Below are 20,293 nucleotides of genomic sequence, written 5' to 3'. Positions count from 1 at the left end.
AAACCGGCACGATTGTTTATCTTTGAACAATAGATGCGAAATGCGCCGTGAGCCGACATGCCAGGCCGGCGCCAAGGATGGAGACCGCCATGACCGCATGCATCGTCGGATGGACGCATTCGCGCTTCGGCAAGCTTGAGGGCGAAACGCTCGAAAACCTCATCGTCAAGGTGGCAACGGACGCGCTCGACCATGCCGGCATCGGTCCCGACGAGGTCGACGAGATCGTGCTCGGCCACTTCAACGCCGGTTTTTCGGCGCAGGATTTCACCGCCAGTCTGGTGCTTCAGGCCGACGACCGGCTGCGCTTCAAGCCGGCGACGCGTGTCGAGAACGCTTGCGCCACCGGATCGGCGGCGGTCCGCCAGGGCATCCGCGCCATCGACGCGAATGCCGCTCGCATCGTGCTGGTGGTCGGCGCGGAGCAGATGACGACGACCCCGGGGCCGGAGATCGGCAAAAACCTGCTCAAGGCGTCCTATCTGCCCGAGGACGGCGAGACACCCGCGGGTTTCGCCGGCGTCTTCGGCAAGATCGCGCAGGCCTATTTCCAGCGTTATGGCGATCAGTCGGATGCGCTGGCCATGATTGCCGCCAAGAACCACAAGAACGGCGTCGACAATCCCTATGCGCAGATGCGCAAGGATTTCGGCTATGAGTTCTGCCGCCAGGAGAGCGAGAAGAACCCCTTCGTTGCCGGTCCTCTGAAGCGCACCGACTGCTCGCTGGTCTCCGACGGCGCCGCCGCCCTTATCCTTGCCGACACCGCCACGGCACTGAAGATGCGCCGTGCCGTTGCCTTCCGCGCCAACGAACATGTGCAGGATTTCCTGCCGATGTCGAAGCGCGACATTCTGACCTTCGAAGGCTGCGAGCAGGCCTGGAACCGGGCGCTGAAATCGGCCGGCGTGACGCTCGACGATCTGTCCTTCGTCGAAACGCATGACTGCTTCACCATTGCCGAACTGATCGAGTACGAGGCGATGGGCCTTGCCAAGCCGGGAGAGGGGGCGAAGCTGGCGTTGGACGGCACAACGGCCAAGGATGGTCGCCTGCCGGTCAATCCGTCCGGCGGGCTGAAGGCCAAGGGCCATCCGATCGGCGCCACTGGCGTGTCCATGCATGTCTTGACCGCCATGCAGCTTGTCGGTGAGGCCAGCGGCATCCAGGTGCCGGGCGCAAAACTGGGCGGCATCTTCAATATGGGCGGTGCGGCGGTCGCCAACTACGTTTCCATTCTCGACCGGATCAGATAAACCGCCCGCATTTGCGGGAGGTGACATGACAAATCCGGTTCTGATCGAAGTCTTGCGCGGCGCGATCGTCGAGAGCGCGCATCGCGGCTCAGTCGCGGTCTTCGATGGCGACGGCAAGCCCGTGTGGGAGATCGGCGATACGGCCAAGCCGGTGTTTCCGCGCTCGGCGGTCAAGGCGATCCAGGCCTTGCCGTTGGTCGAAAGCGGGGCGGCGGATGCCTATGGTTTCGGCAACCGCGAACTGGCGCTCGCCTGCGCCTCCCACTCGGGCGAGCCGGCACATGTCGACCTTGCGCGATCCATGCTGGCCAAGGCTGGGCTGGACGGATCGGCGCTCGAATGCGGCACGCATTGGCCATCCAATCATGACGCCGAGATTGCGCTCGCCCGCGCCGGCGGCTCGCCGAACGCCTTGCACAACAATTGTTCCGGCAAACATTCCGGCTTCCTCTGCACCTGCGTCCACGCCGGCATTGCGCATCGCGGCTATGTCAAGCCGGGACACGGCCTGCAGGACATGGTGCGCGACGCCATGCAGTCGGTGACGGGCGCTGTCCATGGTGAGGACCAGCGTGCCATCGACGGCTGTTCGATCCCGACCTACGCGGTGCCGCTCAGGAGCTTCGCGCTCGGCTTTGCCCGCATGGCCACGACATCAGGTTTTGGCCCAGAGCGAGCCAAGGCTGCAAAGCGGCTGCTTTCCGCCTGCATGGCCGAGCCCTTCTTCGTTTCCGGCAGCGGCCGCGAAGACGTCGCGTTGATGGAGGCCGCACCAGGGCGGATTTTCACGAAGGGCGGCGCCGAAGGCGTCCATTGTGCCGCAATTCCGGAACTTGGCCTCGGCATCGCACTCAAATGCGATGATGGCGCCGGCCGCGCCGGCGAAGCCATGGTTGCCGCGGTCCTTGCCAAACTGTTGCGTGCCGACGAGGCCTTGGCGGCGAAGCTGCTCGAATTGGCAAACACGCCCATCGAAAATCGCAACGGTGCCAAAGTCGGAGCGCTGAGGCCGACGGCAACTCTCAAGTGACGTGATTGCGCTCGACGGTCAGATGCGCGTAACCGCTATCGTTTGACGAGGCGAGATCGCCTGTCGCGGGCTCCGCCCAGCGCTGGCCGACAACCGCACCGTTCAGCGCGCCGTCGATGACATTGTCTGAAATGACGGCCGTACCGGCGCCCTCGACCACGGATACGACGATCCCGGTTCCTGCCTTGCGGATGATGTTGCCGGTGGCGACGACATTGCGCAGGTACGGGCCCCAGCCGATCTGCATGCCATAGAGTGGCGCGTTCTCGATGACATTGTTGGAAACGGTGGTGTCGGCCTCAACGCCGATGCCGACGCCAAATCCCGGCGAGTCGGCGGGGTAGGGGCCGCTGGTCGACAGATTGCGCACGATGTTGCCGGAACAGACGCCCATGCGGCCGCCTTCGTTGAAATTGACGATCGAGATGCCGTTGGCGGCGCCGTCGACGATGTTGTTGCTGATGATGGCGCCTTCGAACGAGAACTCGGAATAGATCGCCGTTTCGCCAGAGCGCGAGCAGGTGTTGCCCGATATCTGCAGGTTGCTGGCGCTGTTGGCGCGGATGGCCGAGAAGACGCAGTCCGAGACGATGTTGCCCGAGATGACGACATTGCCGGCGCGAAAGGCATTGATGCCGTTGCCGTTCTGCCCGGTTCCGCCGCTGCGTGCCTGGATCCCTTGGACGCGGTTGCCGGTGACCATGGTGCCGTCTTCGGCCACCTGCCAGCGGTGTACGAGGATGCCGCCATTGGCGCAGTCGGAAACGGTGTTGCCCGTGATGGCCAGCCCGCCGGCTTCGACCGAATAGATGCCGGCATCGGCGGCGCCCGATATCTCACAGCGCTCGATCCGGCCGATCGCGTGTTCCAGCGCCAGCCCGTTCTTGCCGCTGCCGGTGATCTCGCAATTGTCGATGGCGAGGTGCGCGACACGGCGCAGATCGAGCAGCCCTTGCGTGTAATCGCCCATCGCGCGGTTCGAACCATCGAAGACCAGCCCGCTCAGTTCGATATGGTCGGCCTGTTCGGCCATGAACAGGTGGCCGTCACCGCCGTAAACGATGCGCGTCGCGCCCGGCACGCCGGAAAGACGTACGCGGCCGGGCAGCGAAAGATTGGAGACGACATAGGTGCCGGGCGGCAGGAACACCGGCATGTCGCGGCTGTTTGCGTCACGCAGCAGTTTGGCGAAGGCCTTGCTCTGATCGTCTGATGTGCCGGGCTGCACGCCGAGTTCGGTGGCATTGATCGAGCCGCGCATCGAGGCTTTCTCGATGCCGCTCAAGCTTGCGGCTACCGCCTTGCCGAGCGCAAGGCCCATGACGGCAAAGCCGGCGGTTCCAGTCAGCAGCGTTCGTCTGTTCAACATCGGCACAGAATCCCAGCGTTCAACCTTGGCGTCGCAGGAATCGTGCCAGACGGTTTGCCTCTCCTCTGGACGGAAACGACAATGGCTTGTCGAGCAGCCTCTGCGGGCCTAAGTTCAGGAAATGAGCAGAGCTTTCACCCGCGAGGAAGACAGCGAAAATGCCATCGCCGGTGTCGGTGAGCGGCCGGTCAGCCAGCATCGCAATCTGGTGACGGAACGCGGCCTGGCGCAGATCGAGGAAAATCTGGCCGATCTGCGCGACATACTGGCGAAGGCCGAACGCAAAGCCGACCGCGAGCGCATAGCGGTCGTGTCGCGCGATCTGCGTTACTGGACCGCCCGGCGCGAAAGCGCCGAACTCTCGGTGCCGGAGCCGGGCAGTGACGTTGTGCGCTTCGGCATGGGCGTCACGATCGAGAGCGATGACGGCAAGAAGGTGCATTGGAAGATCGTCGGCGAGGACGAGGCTGATCCCACCAAGGGCAGCATTTCGCATGTTTCGCCAATGGCTGTCGCCCTGTTCGGCAAGAAGATCGGCGACTTGGCCAGCGTCAACGGCAAGGAATGGGAAATCGTCAAGCTCTCCGAGAGCTAGGACGTCTCAAATCCGCCGCACTGATTGGCGCGTCATTTGGCGAGTTTCTGAAGCCCGACCCGATATTTGTCCATGACCTCGCGCGCGGCCTTCATCTGCCGTTCGAACCTGTCGGCCACCGGTCTTAAAATGATGCCGTGATCAGTTTCGATGATCTGGAGCTGATCGCCCGATTGCAGATTCAAGCTGTCCAGCATTCCCGTGGCAAGATCAGGGCATCTGATCCGTCGTCGAGCTTGTGGATGGTCGTCTTCACGGTTACCGCACCTTGGTTGCAGTGTCAGTCTAGCACAACCTTTTCAGAGATGCAGCAGTCCTAGTCCGTGGCCAGCAGGCGGTCCAGCAGGCGATCCGCTGCCTCTGGAATGACTGTGCCCGGCGGGAAGATTTCCGCAGCGCCGGCTTGCCGCACCGCGTCATAGTCCTGCGGTGGGATGACGCCGCCGGCGACGATCAGCATGTCGCCGCGGCCGAGCTTTTTAAGCGCGTCGCGCAGTTCCGGGATCAGCGTCAGATGTCCCGCCGCCAGCGACGAGGCGCCGACGATGTGGACGTCCTGTGCGACCGCCAGCCTGGCGATCTCATCCGGTGTCTGGAACATCGCGCCGACGGTGACGTCGAAGCCGAGATCGGCGAAGGCCGTAGCGATGACCTTCTGGCCACGGTCGTGGCCGTCCTGGCCCATCTTGGCGACGAGAATGCGCGGCTTGCCGCCGGTCTTCTTCTCGAAGGCGTCAAGCTTGTCCTGCAGCCCGTCGACCACGGGATGATCGCCAAGCGCCTTGCGATAGATGCCGGAAATGGTCTGCACCGTAGCGACGTGGCGCCCAAACGCCCTTTCCAACGCGAATGAAATCTCGCCGACCGTTGCATTGGCGCGCGCGGCTCGGATGGCGAATTCCAGCAGGTTTTCATTGCCTTGCGCGGCACGGGTCAGCGCATCGAGTGCGCTTTCGACGGCGGCGACATCGCGCGTGCCCTTCAGCCGTTGCAGCTTCGACAATTGCCGGGCCCTGACCTCGGCATTGTCGATCTTCAGCACGTCGACCTCGATGTCGGTCTCGGGCCGATGGGCGTTGACGCCGACCAGCATCTGCTCGCCGGAATCGATCCGCGCCTGCGTGCGCGCGGCAGCTTCCTCGATGCGCAGCTTGGGAATGCCCTGTTCGGTCGCCGCCGCCATGCCGCCGAGCGCCTCGACCTCCTCGATATGAGCAAGCGCGCGCGCCGCCAGATCATGCGTCAGCCGTTCAAGATAGGCCGAACCGCCCCACGGGTCGATGATGCGCGTGGTGCCGGATTCCTTTTGCAGGATGAGCTGGGTGTTGCGGGCGATCCGCGCCGAATGGTCGGTCGGCAGCGCCATCGCCTCGTCGAAGGAATTGGTGTGCAGCGATTGGGTGTGGCCCTGCGTTGCAGCCATTGCCTCGATCATGGTGCGGACAATGTTGTTGTAGGGATCCTGCGCCGTCAGCGACCAGCCAGAAGTCTGGCAATGGGTGCGCAGCGACAACGAGCGCTCGTCCTTGGGCGAAAAATTCTTCTGCATCAGGGTCGCCCACAACAGGCGCGCGGCCCGCAGCTTGGCGACTTCCATGAAGAAATTCATGCCGATGGCCCAGAAGAAGGACAGGCGCGGCGCAAAGCGGTCAATGTCGAGGCCCGCCGCGACGCCGGCGCGGGCATACTCGATGCCATCGGCGATCGTATAGGCGAGTTCAAGGTCGGCCGTCGCGCCGGCCTCCTGCATGTGATAGCCGGAGATCGATATCGAATTGAACTTCGGCATGTTCTTCGATGTGTACGAGAAGATGTCCGACACGATCCGCATCGAGGGTTTCGGCGGATAGATGTAGGTGTTGCGGACCATGAACTCTTTCAGAATGTCGTTCTGAATGGTGCCGGCGAGATCTTTCTGCGCAACGCCCTGTTCTTCCGCCGCGACAATGTAGAGCGCCATGATCGGCAGCACCGCGCCGTTCATCGTCATCGATACCGTCATCTCGCCGAGCGGAATGCCGTCGAAGAGCTGCCGCATGTCGAGAATGGAATCGATGGCGACGCCAGCCATGCCGACATCGCCGGCAACGCGCGGATGATCGCTGTCATAGCCGCGATGCGTGGCGAGATCGAAGGCGACCGACAGGCCCTTTTGACCAGCGGCAAGGTTGCGTCGGTAAAATGCGTTGGATTCTTCGGCCGTCGAGAAGCCGGCATATTGCCGGATGGTCCAGGGCTGCTGGACATACATGGTCGGGTAGGGGCCGCGCACGAAGGGCGGCAGGCCGGGATAGGTGTCGAGATGCGGCAACCCCTTGAGGTCGCTTTGATTGTACAGATGCTTGGCGACGAGCCCTTCCGGCGTGGTCCGCTGGCCTTTGACCTCGACGGGAGCGCGGCGTGGCGGGACCCAGCCGATCTGGCCGAAGTCCGGGATCAAGAGCCGGCTCCGATCGATTGGTCGATGCGGACTGGAAACAGCGCCTCGCAGACGGCAACGCCTTCGGTGAAGGCCGGCCGCCGTTCCGCCGCCAGCGTCTCGACCCGACGTTCGTCTTTCGATGGATAGAGCGTGGTGCCGATGATGGCCCGTTGGCCTGTGCGGTAGGCTGCATTGCGCTGCTCCGCAGCTGCGTGGACGCGCTTCTGGATGCGTCCGTCCTGAAGGCTGGACAGGACACCGCCCTCGGCTTCGATCGTCTGCAATTCCGCCCAGGCCAGCTCGCACAACTCCGCGGTCAACGCCTCGACGGCGCCGGAACCATAGGCGGGATCGGTGACATGATCGATATGGCTTTCATTGGCCATGATCAGCTGCGTGTTGCGGGCAACACGACGGGCAAAACCCGCCGGCAGACCATGCGCGATCGTGTGCGGCAGGATGGAGATCGAATCGGCGCCGCCGCACGCCGCGGCAAAGCATGCAATGGTGGTGCGCAGGATGTTGGTCTCCGGATCCATCGCCGTCATCATGCGAAAGGACGTCTCGGCATGGATATTGGCGGTGGATGTCGGAATCGAACAAGCCTCCTGCACCCGCGCCCATAGCCTGCGCAGTGCTCGCATCTTGGCCGTCGACAGCAACTGGTCCTGGTCGACGCTGAGCGCAAAACCGATATGGGGTGCGGCATAGACAAGCGGCTGCCGCGCCGTCTCGAACATTCTGAGATAGGAGACAGCCGAAGCCAGCATGATGCCAAGTTCCTGCGCTTCCGTCGCGCCGGCATTGTGGAACACGCGCCCGTCAGCTTCCAGCAGCACGCCCGGAACGCCCATCGCGAAGAAGTGCGCCAGCGACTGTGGCATAGAGGCCTGCAGCGCCTCGATCGACATGCGCAGCCGACCGGTTCCCGCGAAGATCGCCGCTGGATCGATGCCGAAGGAGAGGTTGAGCTTTGCCGGGTCCGATCGCCGCTTGCTCAGGAACGCGACCAGCCAGTCGGCCACGGCGCGGCTCCAGGGATGGGCGTCGATGCGAACCTGGATGCGGTTGAGCGGTATGCCGTCCAGCACTGCCTCCAGCGCCTCCGCCGTTCTCGGCAAGCCGTAGCCGAACGCGTTGGGTGCCCCTTCGAAGACCAGCGACAATCCCGTGGCACCCTGTGCAACATCCTCCAGCGCTTGGCTTCTGGCACGGTCGATGTCCGGATCGTCGATGCGCTGGCTGACGATCCATGGCGATTTCGGGTTTGTACGCACGATCGGTTCCGCCGCGGTGCTGCGGTCGTAGAGCGGTTCGATACGGATGTTGTCATCGCTGTGCGAGACCAGCTTTTCCTCGAAGGAAGCGCCTGCCAATGCCTTTTCCGCCAAGGCGAGCCATCGCTGACGCTCGGCGTTCTCGGGTTCCACGTCCTGGATCAAGGCTCCGGCGCCCATCCGTCCTCCTCGTTTCATGCGGCCGCACCAGCCGGGAGCGGTTCAGTCTACGGTCCCCGGTCCGATATCGCAATGCAATGCGCTTTCAGAGACCGGATTCGATCCATCAGATATAGGTCAGTCCGCGTGGACGACGATTGCCAAACAGCGGCAAAATCCGCAAGCTCCAAAAACCCGATCTGAACGAATGGGGCCGATTTGGGCGAATGGCCCGGATTTGGACGAATGGCCCGGATTTGGACGAATGGCCCCGATTTGGACGAATGGCATTGTCGCTGTGCAATGGCCTCACTATACCTGCGGCAAGGCCACTGGCTTTAGACACATCAGTTTGCGGAGACCGGACATATGGCTGACGAGACCAGTATTTTCATCGGCGCCAGCCGAAAGCCCGACGACAGCTATCAGCGTGCCGAGCAGTTGTTGCTGCGATATGGGAATCGTCACGGCCTGGTGACCGGCGCCACCGGCACCGGCAAGACCGTCACCTTGCAGATCCTGGCCGAAGGATTTTCCAACGCCGGCGTGCCGGTGTTCTGCGCGGACATCAAGGGTGATCTGTCGGGCATCGCGATGATGGGCACGGCACAGGATTTCCTCGTCAAGCGGGCCGAACAGGTCAAGCTCGATCCGTATGACTTCCAGGAATTTCCCGTTATCTTCTGGGACTTGTTCGGCGAGCAGGGTCATCCGATCCGCGCCACGGTCTCGGAAATGGGGCCGTTGTTGCTGTCGCGCCTGATGAACCTGACCGAGGCGCAGGAAGGCATCATGAACATCGCCTTCCGCCTGGCGGACGAGGAAGGCTTGCTGCTGCTCGACATGAAGGATCTGCAGGCGCTGCTCGCCAACATCGCCGAGCGCGCCGACGAGATCGGCTCGCGCTATGGCAACGTGACGAAGCCATCGGTCGGGGCTATCCAGCGCACGCTGCTGGTCCTCGAACAGCAGGGGGCCGCAAACTTCTTCGGCGAACCGGCACTGCGTATCGCCGATATCATGCGCACCACCCGCGACGGACGCGGCGCCATCAGCGTGCTTGCCGCCGACAAGCTGATGATGAATCCGCGGCTCTACGCGACCTTCCTGCTATGGCTGATGTCGGAGCTATTCGAGGTGCTGCCGGAAGTCGGCGACCCCGACAAGCCGAAGCTGGTGTTCTTCTTCGACGAGGCCCATCTTCTGTTCGACGAAGCACCCAAGGTGCTCATCGATCGCGTCGAACAGGTCGTCCGACTGATCCGCTCGAAAGGCGTCGGCGTCTATTTCGTCACCCAGAACCCTTTGGATATCCCTGAAAAAGTCCTGGCCCAGCTCGGCAATCGCGTCCAGCACGCGCTGCGCGCCTATACACCGCGCGAGCAGCAGGCAGTCCGGACGGCGGCCGAAACGTTCCGGCCAAATCCCGATTTCGACTGCATGACCGCCATTACACAGCTTGCCACTGGCGAGGCGCTGGTCTCGACGTTGGAAGCCAAGGGTGTTCCGTCCATGGTGCAGCGGACACTGATCCGCCCGCCATCCTCGCGGCTTGGGCCCATAACGGCCGCTGAGCGGCAAAAGCTGATCCAGGAAAGCCCGGTCGCCGGCCAGTACGATCAGGCCGTCGATCGCGAATCGGCTTTCGAAATGCTGCAGAAAAAGGCCAAGGACGCGCAGGATGCCGAAGAGCAGGCCCAGCAGGCCGGCAGCGGCGGCTCGCGCTGGACCATTCCGGGCTTCGGCAATGACGATCCCGCGCCGCAATCCGGTGGCAGGCGCACATCTGCACCGCGCCCGTCCAACCGCCAGACGGTCGCAGAGGCGGCGATCAAGTCGGTGGTGCGCTCGGTCGGCTCCTCGGTCGGTCGGGCAATCGTGCGCGGCATTCTGGGGAGCTTGTCGCGCGGGCGGTGACTGGAGGCAGCGGGCGCCGCTGCCTAGTCAGCTCAGAAAATCGAATTCGTGATCGCCTTGACCGGTCCAAGCAGCACCGAACCGTCCGGCACGCCGGCATCGATCGGGATCGCCTGTCGGTTGGCCGTCGCCACCATGGGTTGGCTGGCGTCGCTGGTCACGATGACCGGCGTCTTCGAGGGCACGCGATCATAGAGGTCGATAATGTCCTGGTTCATCAGACGCACGCAGCCTGACGACACCGACTTGCCGATCGAGCGCCACTCCGGCGAGCCGTGCAGACGGTAGAGCGTGTCGACATTGCCCTGGAACAGATAGAGCGCGCGTGCACCGAGCGGGTTCTTCAGGCCGCCGGGCATGCCGCCATTGTCGGCACTGTAGGGTTTCAGTTCCGGCTGGCGGGCTATCATTTCGTCCGGCGGCGTCCACTTTGGCCATTTCTGCTTCCACTGAACGACGGCGTCGCCAGACCATTCGAAGCCGGCGCGGCCAAGGCCGACACCGTAGCGTATCGCCTGACCGCCTGGACGAACCAGATAAAGGAAGTGGCCGGTCGTATCGACGACTATGGTTCCCGGTTTCTGTCCCGTCGGGTCGGGAACGATCTGACGCAGGAATTGCGGATCGATCTTGTCGACTGGGATGGCCGGCAAATCGAAGCCGCCGTCGCTGACTGCTGCATACATCGTCACATAGTCCGCCAGAGGCGGCTCGACATAGGTTGGTGGCGGCGGCTCGACCGGACCCGGCCCGGTGGTGGCGCATGCGGAAACCGCGATCGAAGCGGCGCCCAGGGCTGCGGCATTGAGAAAGCCGCGACGGCTCAGGCGAAAAGATTCGATTTCGGTTATGGACATGGTTGCCTTCTTTAAGTCTCAAATCGCAACAAAGCGTGAATTCGCCGACAGTTACGCGGGTGCCTGACAACACCTGGGGCGATAGGCGGTTCCGATTCTGGCCCGAACGTGGGCAAAGAAAGGCGAAGCTGTGACCAGGCTGTTACTGTGGCGCCAGAGACACAGGTCTCTTAGCTGCCGGGCACAAGGGCTTCGAGCGACGGCAGGATCAGGGCCGGTGGGAAGTCCCGGTATTCTTCGGGCTGGTTGGAGCGGTTGATCCACACCGTGCGAAAGCCGAATTTGGTGGCGCCTGCAATGTCCCAGCGATTGGACGACTGGAAGGAAACCGCGCCGGGGTAGAGGCGCCAGCCGGTGGCGACCATGTCGTAGACCGCCGGATCGGTCTTGAAGCGCCGCACCGTATCGACGGAATAGATATCGTCCAGAACCTGGTCGAGCGCGGCGGATTTGACCGCCGCCTGCAGCATTTCGGGCGAGCCGTTGGACAGGATCGCCAGCCTCGCTCCCGAAGCCTTGAGCGCCTTGAGCACGGCCGGCACTTCCGGATAGCAATCGAGCCGCCAATAGGCATCCAGCAATATCGCCTTGAGACCGGGGTCGGCCGAGGGAACCTTGCGCAAGGCGAAATCGAGCGCCTGTTCGGTCAGTTGCCAGAAATCGGCATAGGCGCCCATCAGCGTGCGCACCCAGGAATATTCGAGCTGTTTGGCGCGCCAGATCTCGGACAGCAATTGGCCGTCCGGCCCGATCCGGTCGGCATGACGGCGCACGGCGGCATGCACGTCGAACAGCGTGCCATAGGCGTCGAAGACATAGGCGGCGTATTGCATGACAGCAGTTTTGAGGGCAGGCGCGACAAGGTGCAAGCTTTGATTGCATTGCGCCCCGGCACTGGCCTCAACAAAACTCCATGATGCCGGTTGACGGCGCCCGCCAAAGCATCTTCCAATGGCTGTCACACGAGACCGATTGAGACGGGACGAGATGATGACACTGGCGGCTGCGGCGCAATCCACGACATGGACTTTCGTCGATGGTGATTGGCACGAAGGCAACGTCGCCATTCTGGGGCCGCGCAGCCACGCCATGTGGCTCGGCACCAGCGTTTTTGACGGCGGCCGCTGGTTCGAAGGCGTGGCGCCGGATCTCGACTTCCACGCAGCCAGGGTGAATTCCTCGGCGATTGCGCTCGGCCTGAAGCCGAACATGAGCGCCGACAAGATCGTCGGGCTGACATGGGATGGGTTGAAGAAGTTCGACGGCAAGACGGCGGTCTATATCAGGCCGATGTACTGGGCCGAGCATGGCGGCTATATGGGCGTGCCGGCCGATCCCGCCTCGACGCGCTTTTGCCTTTGCCTCTATGAATCACCGATGATTCCGGCGACTGGCTTTTCGGTGACCGTGTCGCCGTTCCGGCGTCCGACCATTGAAACCATGCCGACCAACGCCAAGGCCGGCTGCCTTTACCCCAACAACGGTAGGGCCATTCTCGAAGCCAAGATGCGCGGCTTCGACAACGCAATGGTGCTCGATATGCTGGGCAACGTCGCCGAGACCGGAACCTCGAACATCTTCCTGGTCAAGGATGGCCACGTCTTTACGCCTGCGCCGAACGGCACCTTCCTATCCGGCATCACCCGCTCGCGCACGATAGCGCTGCTCGGCGAATATGGCTTCAGGACCACGGAAAAGACGCTGTCGGTGCGCGATTTCCTCGAAGCAGACGAAATTTTTTCGACCGGGAACCATTCCAAGGTGGTGCCGATCACGCGCATCGAGGATCGCAATCTGCAACCCGGGCCGGTGGCCAAAAAAGCGCGCGAACTCTATTGGGATTGGGCGCATTCGACTTCTGCTGTTTGAGCGGATAAAAAGGCGATCGACGCTTCATCCGGAGTTGTCCCAACCCATTCCAGTCCTATCTTACTCCGGTATCGACACCGGATTTTTCCACGAGGGAGTACTATCCATGGCCTTTGAATTGCCCGCTCTGCCTTACGACTATGAGGCCTTGCAGCCTTACATGTCGAAAGAGACGCTGGAATATCACCACGACAAGCACCACAAGGCGTATGTCGATAACGGCAACAAACTCGCCGCCGAGGCCGGCTTGGGCGATCTGTCGGTCGAAGAGGTGGTCAAGCAGTCGTTCGGCAAGAATGCCGGCCTCTTCAACAATGCCGCCCAGCATTACAACCACATCCATTTCTGGAAGTGGATGAAGAAAGGCGGCGGCGGCAACAAGCTGCCGGGCGCCTTGCAGAAGGCAGTCGATAGCGATCTCGGCGGCTACGACAAGTTCAAGGCCGACTTCATTGCCGCTGGCACGACACAGTTCGGCTCCGGCTGGGCCTGGGTCTCGGTCAAGGATGGCAAGCTGGCGATCTCCAAGACACCGAACGGCGAAAACCCGCTCGTCCATGGCGCGTCGCCGATCCTCGGCGTCGATGTCTGGGAGCACTCCTACTACATCGACTACCGCAACGCCCGGCCGAAATATCTCGAGGCGTTCGTCGACAGCCTGATCAACTGGGACCATGTCCTGGAATTGTACGAAAAGGCGAAGTGATCGATTTCCAGAAGCCCCGGTATTACCCGGGGCTTTTCTTTTCTGCGTCCCGCAAGAGCAAAGGTCCGGCAAAAATCATCAAGGGGAAGGGAATTTTCCCTCTGTAACATCCGTTGACGTCCTGTCCCGAAATGCCTTCATCATGGAGCCAATTGAATGAGAAAGCTTGTTATCGCCATCTCTATGCTCGCACTCGCGGCTTCGGCGGCCTTTGCCGACCCGATCCTCGACCGGCAGGCACTGATGAAGGAACGTGGAAAGATCGTCGGCGGCCTGTCGAAAGTGGTCAAGGGCGAGGAGCCGTTTGATGCCGCCGCGGTGCTGACGGCGCTGCAGGCGCTGCATGCGAATGCCGAGAAAGTCGACGTAGACGCGCTGTTTCCGGCGGGCAGCGACACGGGCGGCGATACCACTGCGTCGCCGAAGATCTGGGAAGACATGGCCGGCTTCAAGGCCACCAACGCCAAATATGTCGCCGACGTCAAGGCAGCGGCCGCTGCCGCTCCTGCCGACGTCGATGCGTTGAAGGCGCAATTCGGCGCCATCGGCTCCGATTGCGGCACCTGCCACCAGACCTACCGGGTGAAAAAAGGCTGATAGCGGGCGATGCCCTGGCTAAAGAAACTCGTCGGCGCCATCGTCATCCTCGGCGGCGTCGGCGCGGTTGCCGGGTGGGTCGGGTCGGCGCCGGTGAGGCTCGACAGGGAGACCCTGGCCAAGCTCGGTCCTGGCGACGCAGCCAGGGGCAAGCGCATTTTTTATGCCGGCGGTTGTACATCCTGCCATGCAAAGCCGGGCTCACAGGGCGATGCGCGGCTTCAACTCGTGGGCGGTCTCGAGCTCAAGACGCCGTTCGGAACCTTCGTGCCGCCCAACATTTCGCAAGACGCCAAGGACGGCATCGGCGCATGGTCGGTCGAGGACCTCGCCAATGCCATGCTGAAGGGCGTGTCGCCTTCGGGCCGACACTTCTATCCGGCGTTTCCCTATACGTCCTACGCGCGCATGAATCCGGCCGACATTGGCGATCTCTATGCCTTCCTCAAGACGCTGCCGGCCGTCGCTGGCAAGGCGCCTGCAAATTCGCTCGGTTTTCCCTTCAACATTCGTCGCGGCATCGGCCTGTGGAAATTGCTCTATCTTAGCGACCAGCCGGTCGTTCCATTTCCCGCTGCCACGCCCGATCCGGTCATGGCCGGCCGCTATCTGGTCGAGGGGCCGGGCCATTGCGGCGAATGCCACACGCCGCGCGACCTCGCAGGTGGTGCGAAAAAGAACGTGTGGCTGGCCGGTGCGGTGGCTGCCGAAGGCAGCGGCGTCGTGCCGAACATCACATCGGGCGAGGGCGGTATAGGCGATTGGTCGGAAGCCGACATCGTCAACTACCTCGAAACCGGCTTCACGCCCGATTTTGATTCCGTCGGCGGCGCCATGGTCGACGTGCAGCGAAACATGGCCGAGCTGGCGCCGCAGGACCGTGCTGCCATCGCCGCCTATCTCAAGGCGATACCCGCGCATCCAAACGGCTATCCGGCCCGCAAGAGGGCGAACTAGTCTAGATCGAGTCTGCGGATGACAGGTGGCGGTCACCGAGAAAATCGAAGCCCGTTTCGAAAAAATGGTTGTAGTTGCAGGTCAACTCTTCGCCAGGCGCGATGTCGCGCAGCGCAAAACTCTCCTCGGGTGAGGAGACGTCGCAATTAGGCTCGTCGGCATGGTTCATGTAGCGCGCGTCGTCGGCTTCGAAGACGATGTAGTTCGGATCGCGGCGGTCAGGATAGGAGTAGCGGTCGAGATAGCTCTTCACCGGGCCGGCCGCCCGCTCATAAGTCTCGACCTCGATGAGCCGATCGAACCTTGGGTCTAACTTCCAGATCAGAGTACCGCGAGGAATGTGGTTCTTGGCAAAGACGCCGATTCCCTGGATGGGTGATTTGTCGAGATAGACGTCGACGAGCAGCATAATGAACCTTTACGCGATTGAAGGCTGTCAGGCCGGGAAAAGCCGCGCACTGGGTAGCGCGCGGTCGTCGCAATTGCGAGTGAAAATGAGCGACGGGAGCTTCAAAAAGTCCTGACACCCAGCCCTCTGGAAAGGGTGCGTCGATTATCGTCCAGAGTCAGCGTTGCTGCAGCGCCAGACGGACGCCCAAAGCGCAGTAGATGCCGCCGACAACTTTGCCCTGCAATCGTAACACCGACGGATTTCGGCGCAGGAACGTGCCGAGCCGGCCAGCGCTCACGGCAAAGACGACCGTGCTGAAAAGGCCCAGTATGACGAAGATGACCCCCAACGCGGTCATCTGAAGCATCACCGATCCGTTTTCAGGCCGCACGAACTGAGGCAGAAAAGCGAGGAAGAACAGAGCGGTCTTGGGGTTGAGCACTTCGGTCAGGACAGCCTGTCGAAACGCCTTGCCGGCGGAGATCGCGAGCGCACCGGCCGCCGGGTTGGCCGGTGTTTTCTCGATGATCGCGCGAATGCCGAGATAAACCAGGTAGGCCGCGCCGATGTACTTGATGACGCTGAACAGCGTCGCCGACGCGGCGATGATCGCCGAGATGCCGATCATGGCCATGACGGTATGAAAGACGTCGCCGGCAGCGATCCCGGCGCCCGTCGCGATGCCGACCTTGGTTCCGGAACTCGTTGCCCGGGCGATCGTCAGCAGGGTGGCGGGGCCTGGAATGAAGACGAAGCCGAGCACGACCGCGATGTAGGCGATCAGGGTGGTCAGGTCGATCATTTGTTGGTTGCTCCCGTAAGCTGCGCCTTGCCCATCACTTTCAGCGCGAAGGAGTAGGTGTAGGCGATCTCTTCCAGCCGCGAAAACCGGCCGGAAGCGCCTGCATGGCCGGAATCCATATTGATCTTGAACAGAACCGGATTGTCGCCGCTCTTGCGGTCGCGCAGCCGGGCCACCCATTTGGCCGGTTCCCAATAGGTGACGCGCGGATCGGTGAGACCGGCCAGCGCCAGGATCGGCGGATAGTCGTGATCAGAGACATTGTCGTAGGGCGAATAGGCAGCGATCGTCCGATAGTCGTCGGCGGACGCGATCGGGTTGCCCCATTCGGGCCATTCCGGCGGCGTCAGTGGCAGGGTCGCATCGAGCATGGTGGTGAGCACATCGACGAAGGGAACCTCGGCGACGATGCCGCCAAAACAATCCGGCGCCATGTTGGCGACGGCACCCATCAGCATGCCGCCGGCCGAACCGCCTTGCGCGACGATACGGTCATGCGCCGTGTAACGCTCGGTGACCAGATGGCGCGCGACGGCGATGAAATCGGTGAACGTGTTCATCTTGTTCTCCCGCTTGCCGTCATCGTACCAGCCATAGCCCTTGTCCTTGCCGCCGCGAACGTGAGCAATGGCGAAGACAAAGCCGCGGTCGACCAGCGAGAACCAGTTGGTGTTGAAGGCGGCCGGCACGGTGATGCCATAGGAGCCGTAGCCGTAAAGCAGGCAAGGTGCGGATCCGTCCAGCGGCGTGTCGCGATGATGCAAAAGCGAGATCGGCACCAGTTCGCCATCGCTGGCCGGGGCCATCAGCCGCCGCGTGACATAATGGTCCGCATCATGGCCGGACGGCACTTCCTGGGTCTTCAGCAGCACCCGCTCGCGGGTGCGCATGTTATAGTCGAACACCTGCGCGGGCGTCGTCATCGACGAGTAGGAAAAGCGCATAATCTCGGTGTCGTACTCATAGGAACCCGACAGGCCGAGCGAGAAGGCCTCCTCGTCGAGGGACAGAAGATGCTCCTCGCCGCTGATACGGTCGCGCACCACAATGCGCGGCAGGCCTTCCTTGCGTTCGAGCCGGACCATGTGGTCCCTGAAGCCGATCACCGACAGGATCAGCCGGCCGGGCTCGTGCGGCACCAGTTCCTGCCAGTTGGCGCGCACGGGATCGCTCGCCGGCGCCGTCATGATCTTGAAGTCCTTGGCGCCGTCGGCATTGGTCAGGATGAAGAAGATATCGCCGCCTTCTTCCAGCTCGTATTGAAGGCCAACCTCGCGCGGCGACACCAGTTTCGGTTCGGCAAACGGATCGTCGGCGCGCATCAGGCGGTATTCCGAAGTCTCGTGATCGTTGATGCCGATCATGATCCATTCGTTGTTGCGGGTGCCGTCGACATTCATGAAGAAGCCGGGATCGGTTTCCTCATAGATCAGCCGGTCGCTGTCCGGGCTGTCGCCCAGCGCATGGAACAGTACCTTGGACGGGCGATGGTTGGGATCGAGACGCGTGTAGAAGAAGCCGTCATTGCCTGCGTTCCAGACGCCTGAACCGCCGGTGTCGGGGATCTGGTCGGCAAGCTCCTTGCCATCGGCAAGGTCGCGCACGCGAAGCGTGTAGAATTCGGAGCCCTTGTCGTCGAATGCCCATAGCAGCTTGGCGTGGTCGGCCGAGTGGTCGACACCGCCAAGACGGAAATAGGCCTTGCCCGCGGCCTCCGCGTCGCCATCGAGCAGGATATGCTCGGCGCCGCCGTCGCGCGACATGCGGAAATAGCGCGGCTGCTCGCCACCAAGTTTAAAGGACGAGCCGTAGGCATAGGGCCCATCCTTCATCGGCACGGAAGAATCGTCTTCCTTGATACGGCCCTTCATCTCCTTGAAAAGCTGCTTTTGCAGTTCGACCGTATCGGCCATCAGCTTCGACTGGTAAGCATTCTCCGCCTCGAGTTCTGCGCGGATCCCCGCATCGAGCAATGACGGGTCGCGGAACATCTCCTGCCAGTTATCGGCCCGTAGCCAGGCATAGTCGTCGGTTCGCGTGATGCCGTGATGCGTGTCGGAAACCGGCCGCTTCTCGGGCGTTGGCGGGCTGACGATCGGAAATATGGATGTCTTTGTCATTGCGTCTCGCTTTGCCAGTATCTTCAATGGGCCAGTATCTTCAATGGGCCAGTATCTTGAAGGGCCATCTCGAATGGAGAAATATCTTGAATGGCAAATGAACACGCCGATCAGGGCAGGTTCAAGAGCCGGAGCGTATGGGTTGTGTCGGCTCCAGGAGATGAGCCGGGAGGAGAGATGATGACTATTTGGTCTCGGACTGCTGCGGCTTTCGCCGTTGCTTCGCTAACTCTTGGCTTTGCCGGCCAGTCTCATGCGACCGTATTCGCGGCTTGGCAAGTGGCCAATGTCCCGTTCGGCGACACGCTCAATATACGCAAATACCCTTCGGGCACATCCCAAAAGCAGGCGGGATATCCGAACGGTACCGTTCTGCAGATGACCGGGCGATGCACCGGCGGAATAAACCTGCTCGACATCGCCAACCAGCCGGCATGGAAGCAGGCACAAAAGATTCGCTATCGCTGGTGCGAAGTCTGGCATGATCCGGTCCAGAACGGCAATTTCGTCACCGGCTGGGCCTATGGCAAATACATCATCCCGCATTGATTGACGCGGCAGCAATCAGCCGATCGGTCGGGTGACTGGCATGTCGCCTGATTGCTTGTGTATGACCACGGCAACCTGTGGTTTTGTGGACAAATGCGAACAACCAATATTTCTCGAGCGATAGCCAAGCAAGATCAAACATTAAAACCCGTTTCGTGAGTTGCCACGAATGTAACGGCGATCTGACGTTGCGTCAGCCGCCGCCGACGGGAACGCGAAATATCGATAAATTACACAATGCACGAAAGATTGAAGCTGATCGCGGAACATTTGATCAATATCGTTCAATATAGCGCGAGGGGCGAATTGACTTACTTGGTCTGCACGCTCATTGATGTGCCCGCGACACGAATCGTAGAAACTCTACCTGCACAAAATTCGTGCGATGCCCTGCTTGTAAAAAAGGGCGCAGATCGATGTAACTCTTGTTGGGGACCGAAGACCATGGATATTGTCGAAACACCTTCCAGAAACAGCGATGCGCTGATCGAATTGACCGCCGATGTGGTGGCCGCCTATGTCAGCAACAATCCCGTGCCGGTCGGCGAACTGCCGAACCTGATATCCGATGTCCATGCCGCACTCGGGCGTGTGGGCGGAACCGCCGAACAGCCGCCTGCCGACAAGCAGAAGCCGGCGGTCAACCCGAAGCGGTCGGTTCATGACGACTACATCGTCTGCCTTGAAGACGGCAAGAAGTTCAAGTCGCTGAAGCGCCACCTGATGACCCACTATGACCTGACGCCGGACCAGTATCGCGAAAAGTGGAACCTCGACCCTACCTATCCGATGGTTGCACCCAACTATGCAGCTGCCCGGTCCCAACTCGCCAAGAAGATGGGTCTCGGCCGCAAGCGCAAAGCGCGGTAATTGCTGCCAGCCAGATCGGATCGACATCAACGGCGCCTTCGGGCGCCGTTTGATTTTTGCGAGCCGCGACGCGCGGATCGGGTCGGGAAGCGTCAGGCGGTCTGCTTGAGCGCTGCCTCGGCGTCGCGCTTGATGCGCTTGACCATTGAGCGAAGGCCGTTGGCGCGCTGCGGCGACAGATGTTCGTCGAGGCCGAGTTCTTTCAATGTCGCTTCCGCATCGGTCTTCTGGATTTCGCTGGCGGTCCTGCCGGAAAACAGCGCCAGCATGATCGCGACCAGCCCACGCACGATATGAGCGTCCGAATCGCCGGAGAAGGTGATGACAGGATCGGCTCCAGCTCCGCGTTCAGTGGTCAGCCAGACTTGGCTGACGCATCCCGGCACCTTGTTGGCGGGGCTGCGCTGCTCGTCCGGAAACGGCGGCAGCGCCTCGCCGAGTTCGATGACATAACGATAGCGGTCTTCCCATTCCTCGAGGAACGAGAAGTCGTCGCGGATCGTCTGGATCGTCGTGGTCATGTCTGGGATATAGTCACGCGGCGGCTCCG

20 protein-coding genes are annotated in these 20,293 nt (G+C 61.8%); 10 read left to right on the top strand and 10 right to left on the bottom strand.

Annotated elements, in window-relative coordinates; all coding sequences use genetic code 11:
• Window positions 1-89: 89 nt before the first annotated feature.
• A complete protein-coding gene (locus A9K65_RS27055; RefSeq protein WP_013532677.1) occupies window positions 90-1,256 on the top strand; it encodes an acetyl-CoA acetyltransferase in 1,167 nt (388 codons plus the stop codon).
• Window positions 1,257-1,281: 25 nt separating this feature from the next.
• Window positions 1,282-2,286: an asparaginase gene (locus tag A9K65_RS27050; RefSeq protein WP_013532676.1), complete on the top strand. Its 1,005-nt coding sequence runs from the start codon at window positions 1,282-1,284 to the stop codon at window positions 2,284-2,286.
• Here the strand turns inward: A9K65_RS27050 and A9K65_RS27045 are convergent.
• Complete coding sequence (locus A9K65_RS27045) at window positions 2,279-3,655, bottom strand: TIGR03808 family TAT-translocated repetitive protein (RefSeq protein ID WP_064993405.1); 1,377 nt, start codon at window positions 3,653-3,655, stop codon at window positions 2,279-2,281. The genes A9K65_RS27050 and A9K65_RS27045 overlap by 8 nt on opposite strands.
• A 121-nt stretch (window positions 3,656-3,776) precedes the next feature.
• On the opposite strand from A9K65_RS27045, the gene greA reads away from it, so the two are divergent.
• Window positions 3,777-4,250: a transcription elongation factor GreA gene (gene greA, locus A9K65_RS27040; RefSeq protein ID WP_013532674.1), complete on the top strand. Its 474-nt coding sequence runs from the start codon at window positions 3,777-3,779 to the stop codon at window positions 4,248-4,250.
• A 32-nt stretch (window positions 4,251-4,282) separates the two neighbouring features.
• Here the strand turns inward: greA and A9K65_RS27035 are convergent, their stop codons facing one another.
• The 3 genes from A9K65_RS27035 to A9K65_RS27025 all read right to left on the bottom strand — a co-directional run bounded on the left by A9K65_RS27035 (window position 4,283) and on the right by A9K65_RS27025 (window position 8,129).
• Window positions 4,283-4,435, bottom strand: coding sequence for a hypothetical protein (locus A9K65_RS27035; protein ID WP_244514279.1), 153 nt, complete (start codon window positions 4,433-4,435; stop codon window positions 4,283-4,285).
• 131 nt (window positions 4,436-4,566) lie between these two features.
• Window positions 4,567-6,690: a methylmalonyl-CoA mutase gene (gene scpA / locus A9K65_RS27030; protein WP_013532673.1), complete on the bottom strand. Its 2,124-nt coding sequence runs from the start codon at window positions 6,688-6,690 to the stop codon at window positions 4,567-4,569.
• Window positions 6,687-8,129 (bottom strand): methylmalonyl-CoA mutase subunit beta, encoded by a 1,443-nt coding sequence (locus A9K65_RS27025; RefSeq protein WP_064993404.1) that lies wholly within the window; start codon window positions 8,127-8,129, stop codon window positions 6,687-6,689. Before A9K65_RS27025 ends, scpA begins: the two co-directional genes overlap by 4 nt.
• A 348-nt stretch (window positions 8,130-8,477) precedes the next feature.
• Between A9K65_RS27025 and A9K65_RS27020 the strand changes: the two genes are divergently transcribed.
• Window positions 8,478-10,025 carry a helicase HerA-like C-terminal domain-containing protein gene (locus A9K65_RS27020; protein ID WP_013532671.1) on the top strand — a complete coding sequence of 516 codons (1,548 nt, stop codon included), beginning with the start codon at window positions 8,478-8,480 and terminating at the stop codon, window positions 10,023-10,025.
• Window positions 10,026-10,057: 32 nt separating this feature from the next.
• Here A9K65_RS27020 and A9K65_RS27015 read toward each other — a convergent pair whose 3' ends face one another.
• Complete coding sequence (locus tag A9K65_RS27015; protein ID WP_013532670.1) at window positions 10,058-10,882, bottom strand: L,D-transpeptidase; 825 nt, start codon at window positions 10,880-10,882, stop codon at window positions 10,058-10,060.
• A gap of 170 nt (window positions 10,883-11,052) precedes the next feature.
• Window positions 11,053-11,715, bottom strand: coding sequence for a haloacid dehalogenase type II (locus A9K65_RS27010; RefSeq protein WP_024505547.1), 663 nt, complete (start codon window positions 11,713-11,715; stop codon window positions 11,053-11,055).
• A gap of 157 nt (window positions 11,716-11,872) precedes the next feature.
• Between A9K65_RS27010 and A9K65_RS27005 the strand changes: the two genes are divergently transcribed.
• The 4 genes from A9K65_RS27005 to A9K65_RS26990 all read left to right on the top strand — a co-directional run bounded on the left by A9K65_RS27005 (window position 11,873) and on the right by A9K65_RS26990 (window position 15,011).
• Window positions 11,873-12,751: a branched-chain amino acid aminotransferase gene (locus tag A9K65_RS27005; RefSeq protein WP_024505546.1), complete on the top strand. Its 879-nt coding sequence runs from the start codon at window positions 11,873-11,875 to the stop codon at window positions 12,749-12,751.
• A 106-nt stretch (window positions 12,752-12,857) separates the two neighbouring features.
• A complete protein-coding gene (locus tag A9K65_RS27000; protein WP_013532667.1) occupies window positions 12,858-13,457 on the top strand; it encodes a superoxide dismutase in 600 nt (199 codons plus the stop codon).
• 156 nt (window positions 13,458-13,613) lie between these two features.
• Window positions 13,614-14,054 carry a cytochrome c gene (locus tag A9K65_RS26995; protein WP_013532666.1) on the top strand — a complete coding sequence of 147 codons (441 nt, stop codon included), beginning with the start codon at window positions 13,614-13,616 and terminating at the stop codon, window positions 14,052-14,054.
• Between the two features lie 9 nt (window positions 14,055-14,063).
• Entirely contained in the window at window positions 14,064-15,011 is a 948-nt protein-coding gene (locus tag A9K65_RS26990; protein WP_064993403.1) for a cytochrome c, read from the top strand.
• 1 nt (window position 15,012) lies between these two features.
• On the opposite strand, the gene A9K65_RS26985 is transcribed toward A9K65_RS26990, so the two are convergent.
• The 3 genes from A9K65_RS26985 to A9K65_RS26975 form a co-directional block, all read right to left on the bottom strand.
• Window positions 15,013-15,420 (bottom strand): SET domain-containing protein-lysine N-methyltransferase, encoded by a 408-nt coding sequence (locus tag A9K65_RS26985; RefSeq protein ID WP_013532664.1) that lies wholly within the window; start codon window positions 15,418-15,420, stop codon window positions 15,013-15,015.
• A 157-nt stretch (window positions 15,421-15,577) separates the two neighbouring features.
• Window positions 15,578-16,204: a LysE family translocator gene (locus tag A9K65_RS26980; protein WP_024505543.1), complete on the bottom strand. Its 627-nt coding sequence runs from the start codon at window positions 16,202-16,204 to the stop codon at window positions 15,578-15,580.
• Window positions 16,201-18,324: a S9 family peptidase gene (locus tag A9K65_RS26975; protein ID WP_013532662.1), complete on the bottom strand. Its 2,124-nt coding sequence runs from the start codon at window positions 18,322-18,324 to the stop codon at window positions 16,201-16,203. The genes A9K65_RS26980 and A9K65_RS26975 overlap by 4 nt, the downstream gene beginning before the upstream one ends.
• A 180-nt stretch (window positions 18,325-18,504) precedes the next feature.
• Here A9K65_RS26975 and A9K65_RS26970 point away from each other — a divergent pair, with 180 nt between their 5' ends.
• Window positions 18,505-18,873, top strand: coding sequence for a hypothetical protein (locus tag A9K65_RS26970; protein ID WP_064993411.1), 369 nt, complete (start codon window positions 18,505-18,507; stop codon window positions 18,871-18,873).
• Between the two features lie 444 nt (window positions 18,874-19,317).
• The gene (locus A9K65_RS26965; protein ID WP_013532660.1) at window positions 19,318-19,743 is read left to right on the top strand and encodes a MucR family transcriptional regulator; all 426 of its coding nucleotides are present in this window, start codon (window positions 19,318-19,320) and stop codon (window positions 19,741-19,743) included.
• Window positions 19,744-19,835: 92 nt separating this feature from the next.
• Here A9K65_RS26965 and A9K65_RS26960 read toward each other — a convergent pair whose 3' ends face one another.
• Entirely contained in the window at window positions 19,836-20,264 is a 429-nt protein-coding gene (locus A9K65_RS26960; RefSeq protein WP_013532659.1) for a SufE family protein, read from the bottom strand.
• Window positions 20,265-20,293 lie beyond the last annotated feature (29 nt).

The sequence above is a fragment of the Mesorhizobium sp. WSM1497 genome (assembly GCF_001672455.2).
Lineage (GTDB): Bacteria > Pseudomonadota > Alphaproteobacteria > Rhizobiales > Rhizobiaceae > Mesorhizobium > Mesorhizobium ciceri.
This window is presented reverse-complemented; position numbering and strand designations above follow the sequence as displayed.